The organism is Kitasatospora acidiphila (assembly GCF_006636205.1).
In the GTDB taxonomy this organism is placed as follows: domain Bacteria; phylum Actinomycetota; class Actinomycetes; order Streptomycetales; family Streptomycetaceae; genus Kitasatospora; species Kitasatospora acidiphila.
On record NZ_VIGB01000002.1, the window covers coordinates 58,989 to 83,146 of the forward strand.

20 protein-coding genes and 1 pseudogene are annotated in these 24,158 nt (G+C 69.2%); 14 read left to right on the plus strand and 7 right to left on the minus strand.

The features are described 5' to 3' along the window. The first annotated feature begins 132 nt into the window (after positions 1 to 132). Both E6W39_RS01105 and E6W39_RS01110 read left to right on the plus strand, forming a co-directional pair. Positions 133 to 1,359, plus strand: coding sequence for a Mu transposase domain-containing protein (locus tag E6W39_RS01105; protein ID WP_181799026.1), 1,227 nt, complete (start codon positions 133 to 135; stop codon positions 1,357 to 1,359). A 506-nt stretch (positions 1,360 to 1,865) separates the two neighbouring features. Further along, positions 1,866 to 2,333 carry a hypothetical protein gene (locus E6W39_RS01110; protein WP_141631823.1) on the plus strand — a complete coding sequence of 156 codons (468 nt, stop codon included), beginning with the start codon at positions 1,866 to 1,868 and terminating at the stop codon, positions 2,331 to 2,333. A 65-nt stretch (positions 2,334 to 2,398) separates the two neighbouring features. On the opposite strand, the gene E6W39_RS01115 is transcribed toward E6W39_RS01110, so the two are convergent. Next, complete coding sequence (locus E6W39_RS01115; RefSeq protein ID WP_141631824.1) at positions 2,399 to 2,740, minus strand: NAD-dependent epimerase/dehydratase family protein; 342 nt, start codon at positions 2,738 to 2,740, stop codon at positions 2,399 to 2,401. 568 nt (positions 2,741 to 3,308) lie between these two features. Then, positions 3,309 to 5,033: an arylsulfotransferase family protein gene (locus tag E6W39_RS01120; RefSeq protein ID WP_228717884.1), complete on the minus strand. Its 1,725-nt coding sequence runs from the start codon at positions 5,031 to 5,033 to the stop codon at positions 3,309 to 3,311. A gap of 858 nt (positions 5,034 to 5,891) precedes the next feature. Here E6W39_RS01120 and E6W39_RS43385 point away from each other — a divergent pair. The 5 genes from E6W39_RS43385 (at position 5,892) to E6W39_RS01150 (ending at position 13,009) form a co-directional block, all read left to right on the plus strand. Further along, positions 5,892 to 8,081: a multicopper oxidase family protein gene (locus tag E6W39_RS43385; RefSeq protein WP_181799028.1), complete on the plus strand. Its 2,190-nt coding sequence runs from the start codon at positions 5,892 to 5,894 to the stop codon at positions 8,079 to 8,081. Between the two features lie 705 nt (positions 8,082 to 8,786). Further along, complete coding sequence (locus E6W39_RS01135; RefSeq protein ID WP_141631826.1) at positions 8,787 to 9,239, plus strand: hypothetical protein; 453 nt, start codon at positions 8,787 to 8,789, stop codon at positions 9,237 to 9,239. A gap of 194 nt (positions 9,240 to 9,433) precedes the next feature. Beyond that, positions 9,434 to 10,315 (plus strand): hypothetical protein, encoded by an 882-nt coding sequence (locus E6W39_RS01140; protein ID WP_141631827.1) that lies wholly within the window; start codon positions 9,434 to 9,436, stop codon positions 10,313 to 10,315. A gap of 706 nt (positions 10,316 to 11,021) precedes the next feature. After that, on the plus strand, positions 11,022 to 12,437 hold the full coding sequence (locus tag E6W39_RS01145) for a multicopper oxidase family protein (RefSeq protein ID WP_141631828.1): 1,416 nt from the start codon (positions 11,022 to 11,024) through the stop codon (positions 12,435 to 12,437). 266 nt (positions 12,438 to 12,703) lie between these two features. After that, positions 12,704 to 13,009 (plus strand): hypothetical protein, encoded by a 306-nt coding sequence (locus tag E6W39_RS01150; RefSeq protein ID WP_141631829.1) that lies wholly within the window; start codon positions 12,704 to 12,706, stop codon positions 13,007 to 13,009. Positions 13,010 to 13,212: 203 nt separating this feature from the next. Here the strand turns inward: E6W39_RS01150 and E6W39_RS38950 are convergent, their stop codons facing one another. Beyond that, entirely contained in the window at positions 13,213 to 13,350 is a 138-nt protein-coding gene (locus tag E6W39_RS38950; protein WP_181799029.1) for a hypothetical protein, read from the minus strand. A gap of 294 nt (positions 13,351 to 13,644) precedes the next feature. On the opposite strand from E6W39_RS38950, the gene E6W39_RS01155 reads away from it, so the two are divergent. After that, positions 13,645 to 14,082 carry an ATP-binding protein gene (locus E6W39_RS01155; RefSeq protein WP_141631830.1) on the plus strand — a complete coding sequence of 146 codons (438 nt, stop codon included), beginning with the start codon at positions 13,645 to 13,647 and terminating at the stop codon, positions 14,080 to 14,082. A 152-nt stretch (positions 14,083 to 14,234) separates the two neighbouring features. On the opposite strand, the pseudogene E6W39_RS40770 reads toward E6W39_RS01155, so the two are convergent. Further along, positions 14,235 to 14,871, minus strand: a pseudogene (locus tag E6W39_RS40770) (hypothetical protein). A 168-nt stretch (positions 14,872 to 15,039) separates the two neighbouring features. Here E6W39_RS40770 and E6W39_RS40775 point away from each other — a divergent pair. Continuing rightward, the gene (locus tag E6W39_RS40775) at positions 15,040 to 15,939 is read left to right on the plus strand and encodes a tetratricopeptide repeat protein (RefSeq protein WP_141631831.1); all 900 of its coding nucleotides are present in this window, start codon (positions 15,040 to 15,042) and stop codon (positions 15,937 to 15,939) included. 1,251 nt (positions 15,940 to 17,190) lie between these two features. Here the strand turns inward: E6W39_RS40775 and E6W39_RS01175 are convergent. After that, entirely contained in the window at positions 17,191 to 17,373 is a 183-nt protein-coding gene (locus E6W39_RS01175) for a hypothetical protein (RefSeq protein WP_141631832.1), read from the minus strand. Positions 17,374 to 18,843: 1,470 nt separating this feature from the next. Here E6W39_RS01175 and E6W39_RS40780 point away from each other — a divergent pair. The 3 genes from E6W39_RS40780 to E6W39_RS01205 all read left to right on the plus strand — a co-directional run bounded on the left by E6W39_RS40780 (position 18,844) and on the right by E6W39_RS01205 (position 21,373). Continuing rightward, a complete protein-coding gene (locus E6W39_RS40780) occupies positions 18,844 to 19,800 on the plus strand; it encodes a hypothetical protein (protein ID WP_228717885.1) in 957 nt (318 codons plus the stop codon). A 486-nt stretch (positions 19,801 to 20,286) separates the two neighbouring features. After that, positions 20,287 to 20,751, plus strand: a complete 465-nt coding sequence (locus tag E6W39_RS40785; RefSeq protein WP_228717886.1) for a hypothetical protein — start codon at positions 20,287 to 20,289, stop codon at positions 20,749 to 20,751. Between the two features lies 1 nt (position 20,752). Continuing rightward, positions 20,753 to 21,373: a hypothetical protein gene (locus E6W39_RS01205; RefSeq protein ID WP_141631834.1), complete on the plus strand. Its 621-nt coding sequence runs from the start codon at positions 20,753 to 20,755 to the stop codon at positions 21,371 to 21,373. Positions 21,374 to 21,473: 100 nt separating this feature from the next. On the opposite strand, the gene E6W39_RS01210 is transcribed toward E6W39_RS01205, so the two are convergent. Next, positions 21,474 to 22,291, minus strand: a protein-coding gene (locus E6W39_RS01210; RefSeq protein ID WP_141631835.1) for an IS5 family transposase whose coding sequence is annotated in 2 segments (ribosomal slippage) — positions 21,474 to 21,943 and positions 21,943 to 22,291 — 819 coding nt in all. Because the reading frame shifts where the segments join, the coding sequence is not laid out codon by codon here. A 427-nt stretch (positions 22,292 to 22,718) separates the two neighbouring features. Between E6W39_RS01210 and E6W39_RS01215 the strand changes: the two genes are divergently transcribed. Both E6W39_RS01215 and E6W39_RS01220 read left to right on the plus strand, forming a co-directional pair. Then, on the plus strand, positions 22,719 to 23,129 hold the full coding sequence (locus tag E6W39_RS01215; RefSeq protein WP_141631836.1) for a hypothetical protein: 411 nt from the start codon (positions 22,719 to 22,721) through the stop codon (positions 23,127 to 23,129). Between the two features lie 159 nt (positions 23,130 to 23,288). After that, the gene (locus tag E6W39_RS01220; RefSeq protein ID WP_141631837.1) at positions 23,289 to 23,702 is read left to right on the plus strand and encodes a hypothetical protein; all 414 of its coding nucleotides are present in this window, start codon (positions 23,289 to 23,291) and stop codon (positions 23,700 to 23,702) included. Positions 23,703 to 23,935: 233 nt separating this feature from the next. Here the strand turns inward: E6W39_RS01220 and E6W39_RS40235 are convergent. After that, on the minus strand, positions 23,936 to 24,158 hold a 223-nt coding region (locus E6W39_RS40235; protein ID WP_220140144.1), incomplete at its 5' end, for a hypothetical protein.

Below are 24,158 nucleotides of genomic sequence, written 5' to 3' on the forward strand. Positions count from 1 at the left end.
GAGGAATACAGTGAGGTTTGCGTCCTGTGGCGCCAGGGGTGGTCGATTTCGGCGATCGCCAGACACCTGGACCGCGATCGGAAGACGATCAGGGCCTACCTCAGCGGAGACCGGACCGTAGGGGTGCGGGTCGTGCCCCATGACGACTTCCTGCGGTTCATCCCCTACTGTCAGCAACGCCTCGATGACGATCCGCACCTTCAGGCGAGCACCCTCCACGCCGAGATCCTCGAACTCGGATACCAGCGCGCCTACTCGACCTTCACCCGCGCGCTGCGACGACATGTGATGCGCCCGCACTGCGCGGTGTGCTCCCGCGACAGCGCGCGCAACAGCCACGGCCCACTCGAAGAAGTGCATTTTGACTGGGTCCAGCTCCCCAATCCGCCGGCCGACTGGGATTGCGGGCGCAAGGCGGACCTGCTCATGGGCGCGCTCACGCGCTCCGGTCACTGGCGAGCGGCCATCGTCGCCGTCAAGGATCTCCCGCACACCGTCCAGGCGGTGGACCAAGTGCTGCGCCGGCTGGGTGGTACCGGTCAGCGCTGGCTGTTCGACCGGACCCCGCCCGTCTGCTCTCCAACCGGGAAGCTGACCACCGGCTTCCAGGAAGTCGCCACCTACTACGGCGCCACACTGGCGATCCGCCCGAAGGCCCACCCGCCCAGCCCCGTCGTCCGCGCCCACCGCTCTGTGCTCCACCACTGGTGGGCCACCGCGGCCAGCGATCTCGGCATGCTGGCAGCCCAAGGCAGTCTGGACCGCCTGGCCGAGCGGTCGGACGGTCGGCGTCAACGGACGGGCTGCGAGGTCCCTACCCTCCTGCCCCTTCCCTCCAAGCCCTTCCCGGCCCGCACCTGCACCCAGCGAAGGGTCGATCCCGACGGGCTCATCCAGCTCGAAGGCAACTTCTACGCACTTCCCGCAGAACTCGCGGGTGCCGCGGTGAAGATCCGCAGACGGCTGGACGAACCTCATCTGTCGGTCACCACTACCCGCGGGGCCGTGATCGCCTGCTTCGACAGGGCGCCCGAGGGAGCAGGCCACACGGTCACCGCCAGCGGTCACAGGATCACCATTGAGCGGCCCGCCCGTGCCACCGACACCGGGCCGCACGCCTGCCCAGCCGGCAAGGTCCGCCGCCCGCCGTCCCAGGCGGCCTTGACGAAGGCTCAGGCCCTGGCCCGGTACGGCGGCGAGCACCCCTTGGAGCACCCACCGCACGCTGGGGCGAATCAGCAGCCCCGGGGCGGAGCGGGTCCCACCCTTGCGCACCCGTCCCAGTCGGAGCGGCCCGCCGACGGGTGCCGCGCACGCCACTGCCACCTCTCGGCCCGGACGTGCCACGACCGTGGGTGAATCCAGCACCTGCGACCACCGTAGGAGAGCGGGGTGTTCGGTCGGCCGGAGCGCACGCGCCCCCGAGCCCCAAAAACTCGGCCCCACGGAACCGGAAAGAGTCGGGAACCCCATGCAATGCATCGCTGTGTACGGCGAAAAAACGGCCGTTGTTAGTTGCTGAAATAAAGCGCGAGTGCTGGTTACGGCAGAGCGTGATATTGCGAGTGCTGGTTACAGCAGAGCGTAATATTGCGACGACCTGCTCACTCCTACGGGTGAGGCCAGGTGCGATATGTCGGAGAACAAGCAATACTGGGCCCTTCTTGCTTCGTCCCAGCCTGTCGCCTGTAAAGGCGACAGGCTGGGACGACCATGCCGGTTGAAAGGAGCCGGATACCGTCATGCGCCCAGGTGCCATCGAGCAGACTGCCGCTACCATGCCCCGAAGCCTCTGGTTGAGTAGCGCACTCGGCCGCTATCGAAGAGATTATCCCGTTATCAGATGGGCCTCGGAGCCACATCGCTTGCTCAAGCTGCCGACAGGCGTTCGGTGGGACGTCGTCGCTCTTCCCTGCGCCACCGGCATCCCGCTGCTCAAGTGTCTCGCCGGCGGTCCCAACCAGGACGAGCTCGGACCGGTCCTGGTGGACGTACGAACGGAACTCACCTACTGGCTGATGCCTCCCGGCGCGCCGGCGAAAATCTCAGCCCGCCAAAACCTGCTGAGTCTCCCGGCGGGATGGCTGCTATCGGTTTCCGACCCGGACCATGCCTGCACAGTCGACTGCGGTGCTCGCCAGGTAGTGATCTGGGCGCACTGGCCCTCGGTCAACGGGATCCTCACCCCGCCCGAGCTGCTGGCCTCGAGGATTCCCGCCAAGCATGAAGGGGCCGCCCGTTGCCTCGCGATGACGCGCGCCGTCCCGTCCTACCCAAGCCGGCTACTGCGTTCTGCCAGGGTCCCCCGGCAACGGCGCGATCACCCGGAATGAGCCGCCCTTGGTGGCCGTGGCGCCACGATCGAGGCCGCCGGGTTGTCGGCCCACGCAACGGCGCATCACGGAAGGTCACCGACTTCACAGAATAGGACCGGCATGGAGATGAATTTCCGCCGCCCGCCATGTAGCACATAGCCGCTGAACCGTACTTCACTCACGGCATTCGTATCCGAACTTATCTCCGGATTTGTGCATTCGAAGATCGCCACAATATCAGGGTGCTCGGCGAAGATGACGTCGATAAGATGCTTGTCGCACGCCTCTCCGATATAGCGTATGTACTCCACGGACGGCGTCGAAGTGGATGTATCGAGAATGATCGGATCGATGCCGCGAGCGGCGCACGCCCTGGCGATGGCGCTGCTCACGAATCCGGATCCACCAGCGATGAGGACTTTCATTCGAAAACCTCTGGTAGGCGCTCGTGAAATGAATCGCGCCTGGCGGAAGCCGATGATGGGCGACCGTGCAGTCGGACGAGCCACTATACCGGTTCCGCAAGAGCAGAGTTTTCCCTACTGATCACCAAAGGCGTTGAGCTGACATTTGAGAAGGGCTCGGCCGGATTACTCGCACAAAGTGTTCGAGAACGGTCCGTCTGAGCCCCGCGCTCGCCGCGCCCACCGGGGCCGCTCGTTGCCGTCCTTCGCCTGCAGCGTGGGCCAGACCTGGGGCGCAGGCAAGGACTTCTTGGTCGATTGGGTGCTCACCGCACCCCTCCCTTCGGCGGCGGTTGTGACTCCAGCGCCACGTCACCGGATGGTGAACCGCCTGGATATTTCGGAAATCCCCGCATGCCAGACGCTCGGCGCGCAACCGGCCAGAGCCGTGAATTCGCGGTCGAATTGGGACTGGGCGGCGTAGCGCGGTGGGCCCCTGCCAGGGGCGCCCGTTACCGGTTCGCAGCGCGGGCAGTTCACTCTGCATGACGCTCTCCCCGCTTCTGCCCGCCACCAGCGACCACGTCGGTCAGCGGTCCTGCCTGACGGCCTGCCGGGGGCGAACGCATCCCGACGTCCCGGCAACGGTGCCGTCCCCGGAACCGTCGCGGTCGAGTTCGACGACGCAGGAAGTCCCAATGACCTTCCCGTTCTCGTCCAGCGCCCTCACCTGGAAGTAAGGTCCTCGGCTGTCCGTCGAAACCGCCGTTTCGAATCCGGACCGGTCGGCGCGCTCGACGACCACCGACAGGGCATCCGGGCGCCTTCCGGCGAGCACTTGCCACGCTCTCGTCAGCGTCGAGCCGTTCCACGAGGCGTAGACCGTGTTCTTGCCCGGCCGGCCCCGCACGGCCGCACTCGGGGGGTACCAGGGCTTTCCGACCCACTCGTCGCGAAACGCTCGGTACGAGATGTTGGAGCCGGGCATCTTCGCGTCGTAGAGCAGATTCCGCAGACCGTCGCCCTCGGTGTTTCCCGCGCCCGCGTACTCGGAGTAGTACTGATTCTGGCCCCAGCCGATGAACTCATCTCCGTTGGAGAGCGCCTGGGCGTTCCCCTGACTCTGCGAGTACAGGGTCGGCTGATGGTAGTAGGTCCTCACGGCGGTCGCCTTGTGGCTCTGGAAATCGAGGCTGAGAACCAGTCCGTGTGACTGCTGTTCAGCTGGGGTGTCCGTGTTGCAGCAGCCGTCGTCGAACATGCTGATCAGGTTCCCCGGCCGGAACCTGGCATCGTGCTGCCAGTAGAAGTCCGCGTTCTGGCCGAGGGTGAAGTCACTCTTCTTGCCACCGAGTTGCCACACCGTCTGCCCGCTGGCCCTGGAGATGTCGTAGATCGCCCACATGTTCCGAGCCGAGATCAACAGCTGACCGTCGGGACCCTCGTCGATCGAGTTCATGTGGAAGGCGTCCCACACACCGCCGGACGAGGACGCGTCGGAGGCCGGCACCTCGGAATCAGCGGGATTCACGTGCTCCAGCATGTCCCACGAGTAGACGAGCCTCCCCGTGGCGAGGTCGACCTCCTGGACTTCGCTGTCCTCGATGGCGCCGTCCTCCGCACCCCCGTAGGGGCGCAGGTCCATGGGAACCGCTTTGGAAGCGATGAACAGTGCGGTTCCCCTGGCGGTCAGAAGGAACTCGTGCTCGTCGGCGTTGAAGCCGTGCCGGGCCAGAACGGTCCTGAGCAGACGGTAGTGGCTGTCGTAGATGTAGTAGCACCCGCCCGGTTCGGGCGACCCGGCCGGCAGGTTGGTGTACGTCGGCGGAATGGCGATGGTTCCCTGCCACCAGGTCAGTACCGGCTCTGCCGTTCCGGTCCGGGTGTCGTGATAGGTCTGGACTTTGAAGTCGGCGTTCTGGAGGTGCGAGGAGGAGAGCGGACGGAACCAGACCGGGTCACCGGAGTTCGCGACCATCAGCGCTCCGGTCTGACCGACCGTCTGGCCCACGCTGTACGGTCCCAGGAAGATCTGACCGGGAGCGGTACCCGGCTCTTGGGTGGTCACCGCAACCCGCATGGGGTGAAGCTTCGGCGCCGAGACGAAGTTCCACACGTCGCTTCCTGACGCGCTGGCCGTCGACGTGTTCGAGCCGCTCGACGTGCCGGAACCTCCGGCTGCAGGTGCGGGTTGAGTCGCGCACAGGCGGCGCCCGCCCCGCTCCGCATCCGCATCCGCATCCGCGACGGAGGTCGCGCAGCTCGTGGCCACGATGCCCACGACGAGCGCGCAGCTGATCACGGCACGGCCCACTGTTCTTCCTGCGCCACGCGCCCACGGCGCTAGCTCTGCCATCGACTTCCTCCCTATGCAGCCCGGATGCCCCGGTTCGGTCAACGGCCTCGCACCAAATCCGCCTGAACCGCTTTCAGCTCACTTTGTCACCAGACGGACTTGCCTGATTTTTCGGACACGCTGGTCCTCGTCATGAGTTAGGAGTACTTTGCCGGCTTGCCCTGGTCCCGGTACCTCGTGACAGCCCGCCGGTCCATGTCGGTGGCTCCTGGGCGCCTCGCAGCGGGTGCTGGCAGCGGGCCTACTACGGCGCGAACTACGACCGCTCGGTCCGTGCGAAGCGGACGTACGAAGTCAGCCGGGTCGCGGCGAGATGGCCGCAGTCCCATCTCGACGCGCCCTGAGAGACCAACATGTCACGAATTTTGGTGATTTGATGCTTTTGTGATTACCCGGTGATCGCCGATGGTGCCGTCAGGTGCGGCGTCGTTCCTTCGCTCCGATCAGGAAGGCGGCGGGTCTCGCTACGAGGTGAGGCGCCTTCATGATGGCCAATGATGCTTGCCGGCTCGCCGTTCCCTGTGGGGACACGGCACGTAGACGCCGAGCGTGGCTCTTGCCCGGTCCGCTGATGGTTCCTCACCGGACCGCCAAGTCCATCGAGTGCGACGGGTGGGACGGGTGGGACGCGAGGGATGAGTGGGAGGTGCGCTGCGACCACCACGAGCACTGGTAGACCGATCGAGCCCAGGGCGGCACGGGCGAGCCAAGCTGTCGCAGTTGCGACTCCGGCTTCCGAGCAATGGGCACTGCGGCCATGGAGAGTGGCTGGAAGGGATGGCAATGAAACCTACGCTGGCTTTTCACAGCAGATGGGTGCGTATGCGCACCATTGGAATCGGTCTACTGGTGACCGTGGCGAGTCTCGCAGCGACCACTCCCGAGGCGCTCGGAGCAGTACGCGAGATCTCGCAGACGCCCCTGCCGGGAGATTGCGTTCCCCGGTTCGCCACCGCCTTGCCGGTCTTCGGCCCGGCGGGTTCGACACCCCGAGTCGATGCGGCGCGCCACAGGGACCTCACCGTCACGATGGCGGAAACCGATCAGGCGGTGCTCCCGCAAGGTCGGCATGACACGTGCGGCCTCGGCGTGACGTTCGGCAAGACCCGGGTATGGGCATACGAAACCTCGGACACCGTCAGCAAGCAGGTCCTGGGGCCGGCGAACTGGCCCGCGGTGACGATCGATGCGAAGGGGGGCGTTCCGACGCGGGTCACCTATGCGAACAAGCTGCCGAGTTTCGATCCTTCCCATCCGTATGGCCCCGGGCTGGTGCAGGACCTCGTGAAGGTGGATCAGACCGTCCACTGGGCCAACCCCCTGGGAACGCCGGGCGCGGGACACCCCATGGACTGCAGTGCATCGGAGAACGCGAACAACCCGGTCTGCCAGCGCTACACCGGACCGCAGCCCGCCGTGCCACACCTGCACGGCGCCGAGATCAGCGCCTGCTACGACGGCGGCCCCGACGCGTGGTTCACCCCGGACGGCAGGAAGGGACCTCAGTACTGTTCGGACGGCGATCCTCGTCCGGGCACCGCCGTCTACACCTATCAGAACTCCCAGGAGCCCGGGACGCTGTGGTTCCACGACCACACTCTCGGCGCGACCCGCAACAACGTCTACGGCGGGCTGGCGGGCTTCTACCTCCTCAGGCAGCCGAGCGAGGAACCCAAGGGCCTGCCGAGCGGTCCCTATGAGATCGAGATGGCCCTGCAGGACCGTGTCTTCGACACCCACAGTCAACTGCTCACCATTCCGCCGTCCAATCCGCATTACCATCCCTACTGGGGTGTCCGTGAGTTCGGAGACGTGGCGACCGTGAACGGGGCGGCCTGGCCGTACCTCGACGTGCAGCCCAGGCGGTACCGCTTCCGCCTCCTCAACGGTGCCAACGGGAGGCGCTTCTCCCTGCACTTCGGCGGCGCTCCCGTCTACCAGATCGGCGCGGACGACGCTTACTTCGACCGGCCCGTTCGGGTCAACGACACGGCGTGCGCGGGAGGCGCCTCCACAACCGAGTGCAGCGACGTGGACTTCATGCCCGGCGAGCGCGCCGACATCATCGTCGACTTCACGAAGCTGGCGGGGAAGACGATCACGGTGACCAACGACGGCTCGCTCGACACCTCACTGCCGAACATCATGCAGTTCCGGGTCGGCGAACAACTGAACGGCCCCGACAGCAGTTGCGATCCCGCTCGGCCCGACCGGGACAGGGGGATTTGCTCCCGCCCGACACCGGTGGTCCGCCTGGCCGGGCCGGACGGCAGGCCGCGCGTCAAGGTCGACAAGGCCAGGCAGTTCGTCCTCAACGAGCTCAACACCTCGAGCACGGAGCCGGAAGGGGGGAACATCGAGGAGTATCTCAACAACACCCCCTACGACGGGCTGGAGTCACCCGGCATCAGGAAGGAGTTCCCCAAGGACGGCATCAGCGAGCTGCCGGTCGTGGGATCGACCGAGCTGTGGCAGTTCATCAACGCCGAGGATCCGGCGCAGGCCTACCACCCCATCCACACCCACCTGGTCCAGTTCCAGATCGTCAGCCGTCAGAACATCGACTACACGAAGTACGAGAAGGCGTGGAGCGCGGGCTACCCGACGTCCTGCAAGCCCTCCGGTGTCGACTTCTGTCCAGGGTTCGGGCCGCCGAACCCGTACCGAATTCCCAATGACGACAGAGCGGTCGGTGGGAATCCGGCGGTCAGTCCGTTCCTCGACGGCGCACCACAACCGCCGGATCCGGGGGAGACGGGGTGGAAGGACACGGTCAGGTCGTTCCCCCACGAGGTGCTCACCGTCCTGGTGCGCTTCGCTCCGACCGGTGTCCCACTCCACCGATCGAAGCCCGGACGCAATTTGTTCCCCTTCGATCCGACCGTGGGCCAGTACGTCTGGCACTGCCACGTCCTCGGTCACGAGGACAACGAGATGATGCGACCGTATCGAGTGGTCAACGGTCGGCATCATGACCACGATTGGGAAGAACGACTGCGGCGGTAGGCCGGGTTGCGCTGGGGAGCCGATTCGAGGAGCTGGGGATCGACTTCGTCGGTCCCCAGCGAGCGTCCGTGGTCTGAGTCGCGGTAACCCAGGCCTCGCGTAGCACCCAGCCGGGCGAAGACGTCGCCGGCCGGGTTCCAGGGATTGTTCGGGGTTCGGATCATGTGGCTGAGCTTCCTCACCTCAATGTCCCCGCGGAAGCGTTTCGGGTCGAGCGCGCTCGGCCGTTCGGGTGAGAAGTGGGCGTTCTGGTAGCCGCATTCTGTGTCCGAATGAGTTACTCGTTGCGATTACACCCGGTGGGCCGCCCATCCCTTGGCCGGGGGCATCGGACCGCTGGGAGACATGTGCTTCCGGTCCGGCTGCTGTTGGGCGCCCCCGGCGAAGAGAATCAGCGTCATGTCGGCTGTCGTGAATGCGATGGTCTTCGGTCGTCGACGGTCCCGGGTCTGACCGGAGGGGACTCATGACGACAGCGACTGACCACGCTCGCCCGACACCGGTGCCGGCGGCCAAGGACCCTACCGTGCCGCTCGGGGCAGGGCCCATCGGCGACTCGATCAGACCAGGTGGATGCCCCGCGCGCGTCGCGTACAACGGTGACGGCACGGTGTGTGTGATCGACACCGTGGTCGGCGCTCTTCCGGTCGGCATCGCCCCGAGCAGGGTCGCGGTCAGGTCAGTCCCACCGGGCCGTCGTCCTCCATGAGCGACGACAGCGCGAACGCGGTGAGCGTCATGACGAGCCTGCGGTCCGTCAGCACGAACCAGGGGCCCACCAGGGGCGGCACCGTCGTCGCCGGGGTCAACCTGGCCGGCGCCATCGCCGTGCGCTTCGGCTCCCGGCCGCCCGTCGTCATCGACAGCACCCGCAATCAGGTCACCGGCATCAGCCCAGCGGGCGCGGGGACCGCCGCCCCCCGTCTCGGGGCCGGCCTGCGGCGGCCCACCCGCCACGATCACGGGTACGGGCCCGGCCACTTCTCCCACTTCGCTCCGGGCGGGGCCGCCGCGCGGTTCACCGTCGTCTCGGCCACCATTCCCGCCTTCACCGCGCCTGCCCTGACCCCGGGCCCTGTGGACCCGGCGGTCACCACCGACACCGGCACCATCACCCTCCCTGGCGCCTACACCTGCCTGGCCGTACCCGCCGCGTAGACGGCAGCCCGGCGAGCGCCCATCGACCTGCTCACCTACTCGGCAACCACCGGCCGGACGCCCGAGCAGGTGCGACAAGACCACACCCGAGGACTCAGGCCGCGACGGGCCTGAGCCAAGCACGCCCCAAACCCGTTCCCGGACACGCCGCACGCGGGTCCCGTGAACGATCCCCTCAACACCAAGGAGCAGCAATGAACCACGGCAAGCTGGCGATCCGCACGTTGAGCGCCCTCGGAGCGGCCGCCCTCATCGTCACCGGCGTGGCCGCCACCCCGGCGGTCGCGCACACGTTCGTCCCGTGCAGTTCCAGCGCGCTGGCGACCGCGATCACCAACGCGAACACCTCCGGCGGCACGCTCACCCTGACCCCGGGCTGTATCTACACCCTGACCACCGCGTTGCCGTCCATCCAGAACACGATCACCATCGAGGGCGACGGCGCCACCATCACCCGCGACGTGTCGGCCCCCGCCTTCCGCATCCTCACGGTCGCCGCGACTGGAAGCCTGGACCTCCGCGACGCCATCATCACCAACGGTGACGCGGCCGGGGACTTCGGAGGCGGTATCCGCAACGACGGCGTCCTCAAAGTCAGGCAGAGCATCATCCGCGACAACAACGCCGACTTCTCGGGTGGAATCGGCGGCAACACCGGGTCCACCACGCACGTCTACCGGAGCCTCATCAGCGGCAACACCGCGCTCCACGACGGTGGCGGCCTGGCCAACGACGGCGATATGACCATCGCCGAGACCACCGTCGTCAACAACACGGCGCTCGAGATGGGCGGTGGAGTGGCCAACGACGCGACGCTAAACGTCCTGCGAAGCACCGTCGTCGACAACGCGGCCTCCGGACCCACGGGTGTGGGCGCTGGAGTCGCCAACTTCGGCGGTGCCGGCGCCACCACCACGCTCACCCGGAGCAAGGTCGTCAGCAACACCGCGACCAACGCCCCCGGCGGTGTCTTCAACGACAGCGGCAGCGTCACGCTCGACTTCACCGCCGTGCTCGCCAACAACCCCACCAACTGCTTCGGCAGCCCCACCGCGGTTCCCGGCTGCGTGGGCTGACCTGAGCCTCCGCCGCGGCAGGCTTCCACACCTCGACGGCGGCCAGGTCCTGGCCGCCGTCACGGGGGGCGGTGTGGCCGCCAGCGGTCCCTAGTGCGGCCTGCGGCCCGGGAAAGCCCGCCGACCTGATCGAAGACCGCCGCCGCACCCGGATCCTCCTCGAGTGCGATGACTGGGCCGGTGCCGAGTACGGGGAGAACGACCGGGAGATCCCGGGACCGTTCCCGGACCCGGCCGAGAAGTGCGTCCGGGGCGAGGCCGGGAGTGTGTCGACCCGTCGGTCGAGTCCCGTCGGCGGCTCGGCGAGTTCGGGCAGGCCGCCGGCGCCCGGTTCGCATGGGCCGCCGACGGTCCGGTCGACGCGGCCGACCAGGCCCACACCCAGGTCGACGCGTACACCGGGGACATATCCGTGGCGTGGCTGCTCTCACGAGCTGACGGGAGAACAAGCCGTTTCCTCGGCCGACGCTCGATGGATGCCGCGCCATGTGGAACCTCGTGTCGTACGACATGAAACGGAGCACCGATGTCCGACGACCCCGGGAGAACGCCCCGCCCCGAATGTCTCCTGCCACCACGAAGACGCCTGATCCGCGCGCTGACGGCGGTGATCCTGCTGATGTCGGCGACCTTTTGCACCGGGACCGTCGCGGTATCGACAGCGGCGGCCGACTCGCCGCCGTCCACCGCCGCCCAGGAAAAGGGGATGACGGCTGGAGCGCCCTTCCGCGACCCCGCCGACGCCGAAACCCACCAGGATCTGACCATCACCCTGGACGCGGCCTCGACGCGGTTCGACCTGTCCGGACGCAAGGTGTGGGGCCAGTCGTACAACGGCGCGTTCGTCGCTCCCACCATCCGCGTGACACCCGGTTCGATCGTCGCCGTCCATCTGGTCAACCACCTGCCGGTCGCCACCAACCTGCACTTCCACGGCCTGCACGTCTCACCGTCGGACCACTCGGACAACCCCTTCCTCTGCGTGTCCCCGGGCAGCTCCACCACCTACTCGCTGGCCATCCCGGCCGAGCATCCACTCGGCACGTACTGGTACCACAGCCACGCCATGGGCACCGCCTGTCCGCCGTCCGGCTCACCGGCCGCGCAGGACACGGTTGCCTCGAACTTCGTCCCGGGCGACGTGGAGAACCAGATCTTCGCGGGTCTGTCCGGTGCGCTGATCGTCGGTGACGACCGCACACTGCTCCCCCCGGGGTTGCGTCACATCTGTGCACACACCTTCGTGCTGAAAGACGCGCAGATCGACGCCACCGGTCACATCGTCCAGAACACCGCCACCACGTCGATCAACTCGAACGACCCGACGGTGCGGCTGGTCAACGGACAGCTGCGACCGGTCCTGTCCATGAGGCCGGGGCAGACACAGCTGTGGCGCCTCGTCAACGCGGGAGCCGACATCATCTACCAGCTGCAGCTGGACGGCCATCACTTCACCGTCATCGGCGAGGACGGCACTCCCGTAGCGCGGACGACCACCGCCGACACGCTCCTGCTGCCCCCGGGCAAGCGCTACGACGTGCTCGTCACCGCGGACGGTCGCCCGCGCGAAACGGTCCTGCGCACCACCGCGTACAGCAACGGCCCGCAGGGGGACTCCTACCCCGATGTGGCCCTGGCCGACATCGCGGTGACCGGACACCCCGTGGACCGGCTGCCCACCGTCTCCGGCGCCATGCCCACCGCTCCGAGGGACCTCTCCACCGCGCCGATCGCCCGGCATCGCTCCCTGGACCTGTCCGAGAACGCCGCGGGGACCGTCTTCTACATCAACGGCGCACAGTTCTCGATGGACAGCTCCGTCTTCGACACACCCGCCCGCCTCGGCACCGTCGAGGAGTGGACCGTCCGCAATCTCAGCGGCGAGGACCACCCCTTCCACCTGCACACCAACCACTTCCAGGTGACGTCGGTAAACGACGTGCCCCAGCCCTACACCGATCAGCAGGACATCGTCATGGTGCCGCACATCGTGAACGGCGTGCCCGGACAGGTGGTGCTGCGAGTGCCCTTTGCCGACTACACCGGCAGATGGCTGTTCCACTGCCACATCGCGGCCCATGAGGACAACGGCATGATGAGCTTTATCAACGTCGTCTCCTGAGCAGGGCCGGTGGCCGGTGGCGCGCGAGAGAGCATGCCTCGCGGCGGCCAACCCGAGGCCCGGGGCGGAGAGCCGGCTCCGGCCCACCACCCCCCATCGACAGACTGCGGGCTCGGCACCGCACCCGCCCTGCAGGTGCTTGGCCGCCCAGAATCGCCACTCGGTGACCAGCAGGGGCCGGACGTTGGCCGGGCGGCCGAGCCCTCGGCGCGCCGCCGGCGAAAGCGGGCCCGGATCTTCTCGATGCTGCTGTCCGGGGCGGGCAGTTGCCGCAGCTGTTCGGCGGTGGCGATGCGGTCCTGGAACACGGAAACGAGCAGGTCCAGGTGGTCTCCGCCTTCCGCGTCTCGCCATCCGGCCCTGCGCCGGTCCTCGCCCTCGTCCTGGTGCTGCCGTTCTCGTTGTTACCGGGGCTCTTCTTCTCGGCTCGGTGCAGAACCCGGGTGCTCCGCGCGGCCGCCGAACCACGGGAAGCGCTGGACGAACGGGCCGTCCAGCTGGTCGCGGTAGGTGTCGGCATGGACGGTGATCAGCAGCTGGCGCTGGCCCTCGGACGGGCACCTTGCTGGTAGCGGCGCAGCTCTATCGTCACGGGCGGGTCGTCCCTTCGGTGGCGCGTATGGGCGGCCGGCGGGACGACGGGGCGGGCGCGATGGTGATGCTGCGGCGAAGCATGGGGCCTCGGTGGGACGAGGCGCGCAGCGCCCGGGAGAGTGAAGCCGGGCTCTTCGCTCGTACAGCCGAATACTGCCTCCAACGCGGCCCTGGTCCTCTGCTACGGCCAACGGGTGGCCCCGGTCAGCAGGTTGTAGACCGTGCGCTCGGAGTGTGCGCCCAGCGTGCCGGTGGTCCGGGCGACGTGATCGTTCATCAGCCGCACCAGCTCGCCTTGGCGCAGCCCTCGTTCAGCCATCCGCTGCTGGAGACGGACATTCACCCCATGCACTCACCGTAGCGCTGACGTCACGCCTGGCGTAAACCGGTCGGATTATCCTGAGGGCAGTTTTCCGGTCCCTTGCAGGCAGATTCCCTAACTTCTTCCTGCCCTACTTGGCACTGACGGTCGTTCACTGGTTAGAAGCCGCTGGCGCTAGGCCCGCACCCCGAGGGCCCGCGCGAAGCCCGGCGGTACGAGCGGCGGTCCCGCCCCCATGTCCCCCGTGCGGGGCCGGGGCCGCTCAACCACCCGCAGAAAGCCCCGGATCCCATGACATCAGCAGCAGTGGCCGAGACCTCCCCGGACGCGGACGCCGAGTGGCAGGACATGCCCTGCCGGCCGGAGTCGGCGGCCCTCGCCCGCCGGACCGTGCGGGCTCGCCTCAATGCGTGGGGGCTCGGGCAGCTGAGCGAGAGCGCCGAGCTGCTGGTGACAGAGCTGATCAGCAACGCCGCCCGTCACACCGGCTGCCAGACAATCCGGCTCTACACCACCTTTGACGGCCTGGTCGTCCGCGTCGCCGTGCGGGACTCCAGCCGCACCATGCCCGTGCGGATCCACACCGACCGCGACGCCGAGAGCGGCCGCGGCCTGCACCTGGTCCACCGGCTCTCCCACCGCTGGGGAGCCGACCTCCAACCACTCGGCAAAGTGGTCTGGTTCGAGCTGCGCCGCCCGGGCTCGAAGAAGCCCGCCAGGCTTCCATAGGAAGCCCCTGAACTCCCTGGCGCCCGCCCCGCTGACCTGCCTGGGCGCGCCGCCGAGGCCTTGGCCCCGGACCTGGCGCCTATCGCGATCGCCCGCGACATGCGGGAGGACCTGGCGCACCTGATGCGCCTGCTCAGCGGGTCAGTCCCGGCTCAGGACGGCCAGGCACAAGAGCTGCTGGCTGCCTCGCAGCAAGGGTGTAGCGCAGTTCCTCCGCCAGCTGCCCCTCGCCGTCGGGGATGATCTCGCGGCGCAGCACCTGCGCGATGCCTGGCGTTTTCCGGCGTCCTCGTCAGTCCTGGGGGAGCGTCGGTCTCGTGGTCCGGGCCCTGTGCGCGCAGCCGCCGCACTTGCTCCAGTGACTCGCGCAACTCTCCTAGCCAGTCCTGCGAGTGACGCTGGACCAGCTTGACGCACCAGCCGAGCGCTTCGCTGCGGCTGCGCGCCACGCCGGCTTCCACCAGGGTGTCGAGCACCTGCCGTTCGGGCTGGCGCAGCCGGGTCATCACCGGCGCCGCGACGGTGGTGAACAGTGCCTTGGTCCCCTCGTCTTCGGCGTCCCAGGAGACCTTGCGCCCGAAGCGGTGCTCGGCCTGGCGTGCGACGGCCTTCCGCTGGGCCCTGGTGCGCTCGCAGGCCATCGGCGAGTCGTCCCTCCACCGTGGCTGCGCGCTCCGCGTGCGACACCTCGGCATCGATCCCCGGTCCCGGGATCCGGCCGACGACGGTGATCTCCTCATGGTCCACGGCCACCTCGACCAGTTTGGTGAAGAGCCCGTCCGCGTTCAGGCAGAGTACGGCGAGGCACGGCTGCTGGCCGAACTGCTGATGAGCAGACTTGACGAGCGGGGCAGGGCGGTGGTCGGCGGCATCGTGGGTGTGGTCCGTGTTCAGGCAGGTGGCGTCACCGGTGTCCGGGTCGCACTGGAGACAGCGCTCCACGGGCCCACTGCCGGCGTGACGGCCATCGGTCTGGGAGATCTCCTCCTGTGTGAATTCACCGTCGAGGAGGCCTGTGTCGCCTACGAGCGGGGCGTGACCGGGCAGATGGCCGCGTCGGCCCGATCCCGCTTGAAGCTGCTGGCATCGTCCGAAGCGGCTTCCGGTGCTCAGCCATCGCTTTATGACTACGGCTGCCACGTCGCCTGTAAGACGCCGGCCCGCAAGGGTATTGCCACCCTCCAGGCTGCTATCGCTGCGGGCGACACACGGGCCCGCACCCACTTCTACCTCGCACAACTCTTGGCGCCCGCGCAGAAGGCCGGCACCTACCGGCGGGCCGTCGTGCTGGCGGGTCCGGGCGTCGATGCCTTGGTCCTGGTCTGCCGGGGCTGGCTCGGCTGGGCGCGCTGCGATCACGCCGGAGCCCGCGCAGCCTTCGACTCCGCCTCGCGCAAGGCCTTCGACTCCGTCGACGTGGAACTGGCCGTCGTGGCGGCGGTCAGTCTGGCCCAAAGCCACGAGGACGAGGGCAACGTGACAGCGGCTCGGGACGCCTACCATCGCGCCCTTCGGGCGGGGTACCCTCAACACTCGGCTGCCGCCGGCTTTGACTGCGCACAGTTCCTTGCCGAGCACGGTGACACCGCGGGCGCCGCAGACGTCTACCGCTCCGTCATGGCGACGGGGCACCCTGTCCAGTGCAGCGTGGCCGCCATCAACCTCGGCAGCATCCTGCGTGATTCCGGCGATCTCGCGGGCGCCTGCCAGGCGTACACCCACGCGCTCAACGGTTTATGGCCCGATGCCACTGCGCGTGCCCGTGCGGCCCTCGCCCGACTCCTCTCCTCGGGTGCCGTTACGAACATGTCGCCAGCTGCAGGTGGGGAGTACCGACGTGGGGGAGTTCACGAGTAGGAACGATCAGGGCGTGAGGGTGGGAGCTAAAGATCGCTTCCCGTCCGGTTGTAGATCGTTTCCCGACATCACGGCCGCCGCCGCCCCGCACACTCGCGTGGGGTGGCTGCCCTCCGCCGTCAGTGGGGCTCCGAGGCCGCTTCTGCGAAACGCGTCTCAAGGGTGGCCGCGACAACGGCGGTGGAGATGGCCAGGATGCCCACGGCGAGCGGCAGCCGTACGTTCAGGCCCGTCAGGGAGCCGGCCAGCGCGGTTCCCGCGGATCCGTCGAGGGGCGTAATGATCTGGCCCGGACAGGAGCAGGAACACGGTGCGCGACAACACCTTCCTGGGTTCGGTGGCCCTGCAAGTCGGTGATGGCAGCCGGATGGGATCCGCCCAGCCGCCGAACGCATCGGCGGACGGCGGCCCGGCGCCGAGCACCTCTGAACCGGTGAACGAGCCCGGTCAGTCGGGCCTGCCCACCGCAGCGCTCCCATTGGGCCGGACCACCCCGGACTCCAACGGTGGCCGGCGGCCGGCGGCCGGCACGGCCGACAGGTCCACCGCAGCACAACCTCAGCCGCAACCCACCATGGCGTAGCCCGCGGCATCACAGCCGGCCGTGCCGAACCTGCAGCAGGCTTCCAGCGACACCCCGGCCCCGAGCGAGTACCGCTACACGTATGCCCTCGACCAGGGCGTGGCCATCGACCTCGGCTCGCACAGCCCCGACCACGACAGGGTCACCTCAGGTACCTGGACCACCCAGATTCGCCTGGGGCGGCAAGGACAACAACGGCAACGACCAACTGGGGATCAGCAACTGGGGTGCCGGCACCTCCACGCTGGCGGCCCCGGCCACTCACGAGGCCTGCCAGGGCTCGCTCCGGGACGGCGGCGACCCGACGGTCGGCGGCCTCCAGCCCGGCACCCGGATCTGCGTCTTCACGGGAACGTCGACGCGCTGGTCAGCATCGTCTCGGACACCGCCGCTCCCGGTGGCAGCGGCGGTCAGCTCACTGTGGACGTCCGCGTCTGGAGCTGACCGCGCGGCCATCGGCGCGTCCGTCACCCGGGCAGTCCAGGTCGCCTTGAGGATTCCTTTTGCGGAGCTGAGGGTGGGAGCATTCCGATCCGTGACGTCGGCGGTATGAAGCCGGGGCTGGGCCCTGGGCGGCCGTCGGCGGCACTCCCATTGCGGCGCACACCCCGAGGGACCCAGGGCGTTGACCAGAGACCGTGGAGCAGCCGGGGGTCGTGCGCCGGGCCTCAGCAGTCGCCGAGCGAGTCGCAGTCCTCGGCGAGCCCGTCGACCGAGAGCCCCACCAGCGAGTCCCCGTCCACCCCGAGCGGGACCGAGTGCCCCCCGCCCGAGCGGGGTCCGAACTCGTCAGGCCCCGTTACCGACAGGCCCTTCAACTCCCGTGTCCCCACCACAACACCGAGGACCACGAGTACGAGACCACTCGCGGCGCCGAGGAGGGCCACCGCGTCGGGCCGCTGAGCGATCCGAGGCAGGCCGTCGAGCGAAGCCCACGCCCATCGCCACGTGGCCCCACCCACCGAGCCGGGCGTCCGAGTACCGCGCCTCGCCGTCGGGCGGTCCTACGTTGTTGGTGGGTTGGATGGGCCGTCGTATGGTCCAGAGATCCAGAGACACCGGGTTGCCCGGGGCGGCAATCCGGAGTACCAGGGCCGGCGGGTGCGGCAGAACGTGGTCCTCGCGGAGATAGGCGTTGCGCGGCCGGTCGGGCTCGGTGCGATCAGGCCACTGAAATGATCAATCTCGGTGCAGGCGCGTGCTGTTCGAGCTCCGGCAGGCCGCCGGAGCATGCTCACCCTATCGCCGCACTGGCCATGATCACGCCGCTCGTCCCAAGCGCGGCGGCATCGGCAAGGAGAAGGCTCAGAAGGTTGAGGATGCTGTCCGCGAACGCTGGCAGCCTGGTATGGGGTGGGGGTGCGGGTTGGGGTGGCTTTTGCCTTGTGCGTCGACGGCGATGGCGAGGGCGTCGAGGAGCTGGGGCAGGCTCTGGCGGTAGGCGTGTGCCAGGCGGGTGAGGTAGGAGGCGGTGCTTTCGCGCGGTAGGGGCCGTACGCGCTGGCAGCCGGGGGTGACGGGCGGCGCGTAGAACATGACCGTCATCGCCGGGCGGTGGTGCGTGCCGGGGTGCGGGGGCGGTACTGGGCTTCTGCGCCTCGACGATCTCCGGCAGGCCGCGCACGTCCAGGAACTCCGGCGCCTGGTCCGCGTCCAGCAGCCACCGCCCGTGCCGCACGCAGGCCCGCTCCCACCGCTGCGCGTACCGCATAACCCGTACCGGCGCTTTGGTCCGCCGAGCCGTGCACGACCGGCACCCGAACGCCACCGGCCCCACCACCGAACCGCCCACCCGCCACACCGTCCCAGGGCCACTCCCGGCCGCCCGCGAGGCCAGCTTCTCGTTGTCCAGCCCCCACGCCGGCAACGCCCGCTGCAGCACGTCCTCGCCGACCCCGCACAGCCCCGCCGGTACGCGTCGCCCCGTGCCGTCGAGCAGCACCTCGGCGTCCGCCCGCAGCGCCCCGCTCTCGTGCCGCGGGCGGTGGCCGCGCCACGGCCAGCGCGCGAGCAGGGCGGCATCGTCCAGCCCGTAGCGGGCAGCGATCCGGCACAGGAAGGAGAAGGTCGTCTCCCCGGCGAGAGGAGACACGCGGAAGATCCCAAGAGCCGTCCCCCCAGCCTCCCGGACCGGCGCGCCGCATGACGGCTGTTCACCTCTTCCCACCGGCAGCCGGGTCCTGCGCCGCCGCTTCTGCCCCGCTTCAGCCACCGCCCTTGTCGGTCGGTGCTGTGCCAGGGGCCTCGATCTGATCACTCAAACCAGCGACTCTTTCCATGCTTAATGCAGAAATTCCATACGTCATTGATAGAATGCCTTCATGACGCTCAGTACGTTGGAGGCGCTGCGGTTGACCGTGGCCGCGATCAGGCAGCGGACCGGTGAGAGTCAGCGCGAGTTGGCCGCCGCGGTCGATCTGACGCAGGACAAGGTCAGCCGCCGTCAGTCCGGTGCGCAGCCCTGGTCCCTGGACGAGGTGGACACACTGGCCCGGCACTGGGGGATGGGCCCGCTGGACCTGCTGGCCGGCCCCACGCACGCCGTCCAGTGCCTGACCTGGCCTCCCGGCACCACGCCCCCCGAACCCCTGCCCCTGCCCCTGCCCCTGCCCCTGCCCCTGCCGGTACCGGCCGCGTTCACCGCTGCCCCCGCCCCTGCCGCCACGCTCGTGGCACGGCCGGCTTCCCCCGCCCGGCCGGCGGTGCGCCGCCGCGGGCCGGAGCCCTACGTCCCGGTGGCCCCCGTTCCCGAGTACTGGGTGCGCCCCGGCCAGCGGCCCGCCGCGAAGGCCCCCACCGCCGGCCCGGGCGGGGACCAGGCCGACGCCGCCGCGCCGGCCCCCGGCTCCGCCCACGGCCATGGCGCGTCGACGGGTGGTCGGCCGGCCGATGCGGCCGCGGACTACGACCGGGGCCCGAACGGTGAGCCGGTCCTGGGCGATCCGGCGCCGTGCGAATGGTGCGGCCGGCCGGTGGCCTACCGAGTTGGCGGGCGCCCGCTGCACCTGGGCGGCTTCTGCGCCCCCGCCCCACCGCCGTGCCGCAGGCCCCCGCCGCCACCCGCCCCGCCCGGGGCCAGCTTGCCCCGGCCGCGCCCGCCGTCCAGCAGCCGGCCGCGCCCGCCCCAGCCTCGGCGGCGCCCAGGTCGGCCCGTACCAACTCCCCATCTGCTGCGCCCAGTTCGGCCGTCCGTCAGGCCACCAAGACGACGCCCGACACCAAGTCCCGCACAGAGTACGCGAGTTCGGGCCGCGACCTCGGCTACTACCTCGACATGATCACCTCGGCGGTCGAGCAGGCCCTGGAAGAGCACGGCGGCGATGTCGAAGCCGCGAGCGACGCACTGGAGAAGAAAGCGATTCCGAACAGCATGGCCCTGTTCGATGCGACCCGGGTCGGCGCAGCGTACGAGCACACGGCCTATCCGGAACGCCTGGAATTCCTCTCCAAGAAGAGCCGGAACGGCGCCGACGAAATCTGGGAAGGTCGCCACAAGTGGGAGAACGGCCCACTCATGGCCGCTCTCAAGGCCGGCACTGTGGACCCTGTGGACGTGGACGTCCTGGACACCAACGCCGCCTACTGCAGTGCGTTGAAGACGCACCTGCCGATCGGCGCACTCCAGCACCGCCCCGAAGGGGGCTTCGACCCCAAGCGCTCCGGCGTCTACCTGCTCCCGGCCCGCCCCGCCTGGGAGCACCCCACCTACCCGACCCATCGGCAACCGCCACGAGACCGGCCCGGTCCTCCTGGACGACGCCACGGTGCGCCTGCTGATCCGCTGCCACAAGCTCGGCCTGTGCGAGGCCCCGCACATCACCGAGGCCTGGACCTCCGGCGCCTCCGAAGGCCTGCTGGAAAAATTCCGACGCGTCCTCACCCAAGCCCGCGAGAACGCCATCACCGACGGCGACACCGCCACCGAGAAATACGTCAAGGCCCTCTATGCGAAATTCGCGTCCACGATCGGCGAGTCCACCTACAATCGCGAGATCCGCCGACCCGACTGGATGCACATCATCCGCTCCCAGGCGTTCGCTAATCTCTGGTACAAGGCCCACCGCGCCCACAAAGCCGGACTGACCATCGTCCGACTGCGCGGCACCGACGAACTCCACGTCACCGGAGAAACCGACTGGCGGAGCGTTTTCACCGAGGGCCGCCTCACCACACAGCTGAAACTCAAGGACCAATACGCCCTGCCCCAGAGCCGGAAGCGGAGCGCCTGAAGTGTCAACTGACGGATGGAAGAACTTCGGCCGCTACGGCGCCGACCGCGACCCCGGCAACGTCCACGGGAAAATCGCCCTCGGCCGCGCCCTCGAAGACGCCGTGGAACGCATGATCCTCGAAGGCGGCATCAAGTCCCCCGCCACCACCCGCCGCGGCCTCAAAGCCCGGATGAACTACCTCACCACCCACAAGGGCGGCGCCCAAGCCCTCGCCGACGCCGGCATCACCGCCAACCCCGCCACCATCCGCGCCTGGCGCAAGGGCACCCAGCGCCCCCGCCCCGCCAACCTCGAAGCCATCGACACCGCCTACTGGAACCTGCGCGCCCACAACGTCCTGGCTAACCCCGCCCTGCTCAAGGCACACCTGAACAACGGCGGCCGCGGCACCCGCATCGAGATCCACCCCATCAACCAGGACGTCGTGGAGGAGCCCCGTAGACGGGACAACCTGAGGGTGCGCTCCTTCCAGGCCCGCTACATCTGGGACGACGCCGTGGACGCCCTCACCGCCGGCGACGCCGACAAACTGGCGGAGATCTGGGACGACGTCATCAGCGAGTTGGACAGCGACTACGGGGCCTATCAGTACGTCAGTTCCGTGGGTTTGGGTGCTTGATGCGCGGCGCCGGCTACCACCTGCTCACCCGGCTGCTGACGGACGCCGGCCATTCCCCGGAGCAGGCCGCGGCGGCCATCGCCCGGGCTAAGACCGTGTCCTATGTGGTGAGGCGGATGAGGCGCTTGTAGCAGCAAAGAGCTGCGGCTAGGCCGAGAAAGGCCAGGTAGTTGCCGGGATCGCGTTCGTAGCGGTGGTTGAGCCGGCGATAGCCGGACAGCCACGACATCGTCCGCTCGATGACCCACCTGCGACGCCCGAGACGCTCGCTGGACTCGATGCCCTTGCGGGCGATACGGACGCCAATCCGCTTGCCACGCAACCACTTTCGCAGATGGGGTACGTCGTACGCTTTGTCGGCGTGCAGGCGCCCGGGCTTGCGGCTGGGACCGCGGCCTGGGGCGCGTCTCACCTGGTAGCCCTCCAGCATGGGCTTCAGGGCTTTGCTGTCATGGGTGTTGGCCGCGCTCACACCAACGACCAGGGGCAGCCCTCCCGCGTCCGACAGGACGTACATCTTGGAACCCGGCTTGCCTCTGTCCACGGGGCTCGGACCTGTGAGTTCGCCCCTTTTTTGGCCCGCACCCGAGCCGAGTCGAGAACGACGCGCGAGACGTCGACCAGACCGGCATCGTCCATGCGCTGCAGGACCGCCTCGTGCAGCCGTGCCCACACCCCGGCGAGCGACCAGATGACAAACCGGCGGTGGGCGGTGGACTTGGAGACCCCGAAGCAGGGCGGCAATGCCCGCCAGGAACACCCGCTGACCAGTACGTACACGATCGCCGCGAACAGCGTCTCGTCAGGCGTGTTCGCCGTCCCGCCGCCCTGCGGCCGCACCCGATCCGGCGGGATCAGCGGCCTCGCGATCTCCCACAGCCCGTCCGGAACAATCCAACTCCACGTACCCCGCCCCATGCACAGACCAACGAGCCAACACCACATAGGACACGGTCTAAGTTCGACATCCTGGACTGGGCGCAGAGCAACGTCACCAGCACCGGCTGGCGGTGCCCCGACGGCCGGACCGGCGACTACGACCAGGGCTGGCTGGACGCCACCGCCGCCGCGAGCGACCGCCTGGCCGAGTACGCCGAGCGCGCCCGCGTCGAAGCCCAACACGGCGGCCTCGGCGTTCCTCCGGGGTCGACACCGCCCGGGCCCGCACCCGTCACACCCACGGTCCCCACGGAGGCCGAGTCCTTGAAACGCTGACCGACCAACTGCCCGCCCGCCGGCCGCCACCACCCACCGGCCGCCACCACCCACCGGCCGCCACCACCCACCGGCCGCCACCACCCGGCGGCGGCCGCCGTTGAACCGCACAGCCAACGAGGGGAGAGGCATGATGACCATCACGCCCAAATCCGCGAACCCGCTGGCCGGGCACACCGTGCCCGCCACCCTGGCCCGGCCGCCGCTGTGCCTGACCGACGAGCCGCTCGACCGCCCGGGTACACAGGCGCTTGACCAACTGGTCGAGCGGGCCTGCGAGTCGTACGGGATCGCCCGGCACTACCACCCCGGAGGCGACCCAGCGGCCCTGGAGGAGGCGATGCGCCACACTCTGGCCTCGGCTGCCGGGAGCCTGGTCGCCGCCGCGCTGCACCGCCTTGCCGACGATCCGCGGCCGGACCTGACCATCGATCAGCGGCTCTACCTGGATGGCTTGGTCGTCGACCTCGACCTGGAGACGGCCGAGTACCTGTCCGGCGCGTTCGGCGACCAACCGCCCGTACCCGCCCCTGGGGCGTGAACGCGCCCACCGCCCGCCGGCCGCCACCGCCCGCCGGCCGCCACCACCCGCCGCCCGCCGGCCGCCACCGCCCGCCGGCCGCCACCGCCCGCCGGCCGCCACCACCCGGCGGCGGCCGCCGTTGAACCGTCGCACCGTCACCAGCAAAAAGGGAGAAGCGTGGAACCCGAGTACACCTGGTGGGGCGAGGTCCCCCACCACTACGCCACCCGCACCCGCCTGGCCGCCCTCGACCTGCCCCGCCAGGCCGCCGGCCCGGTCCGCGCCACCATCACCACCCGCAGTGCCACCAGCCGCAAGGACACCCTCGAGCTGTCCGACGTGCGCGAGCCCGTGCCCACCACGGCCACCGCCGCCCAGCTCGCCGCGGCCGCCACCCGCCGCACCAGCACCCACACCTGCCAGGACTGCGACGCCCGCCCGAAACCCCGTGTATCCCAGCCGCCGACGACCGGCTGCTGTGCAGCGCCTGCGCCCACATCCACCGCCTGCGCACCCGCCGGTAGGACGCCACCCAGCGCGCCCAGGCCGTCGCCGCCCGCGCCGCCGAGCTCCTGGCCGTCGAAGACCTAGCCGTCCTCGACGTCACCTACACCCCCGGCCTGCCCACCACAGCCGACACCCCGCGCCCGCCAGCCGCCGCCCGCATCACCGTCCTGGACCCCGCGACGCCCAGGCCCTGTACGACCGCACGGTCCGCCTGACCGGTCCCCGCACCCCGACACGCCCGCCGACGCCATCGACCCCGCCCCGGCCCTGGCCGACCTGCTCACCACGCGCACCGTCGTGCTCTGGACCCGAGCACCCTAGAACCCCTGCAGAACGCCGCACGCCAGCTGAAGCTCGACGTCGGCGAACTGCTGCCGACCAGGCACGGCCGGGTCAACCACCTGGCCCACGCGGCCTCCACCTGGCGGGCCGACCTCGACCCACACACCGGCGAACTGCGCCGCCACACCCCGCCCGGCACCGCCGACCGCCTCCTCTACCTGCTGCGCAAGATGGCCGACACCGCACCACCAGTCAGCA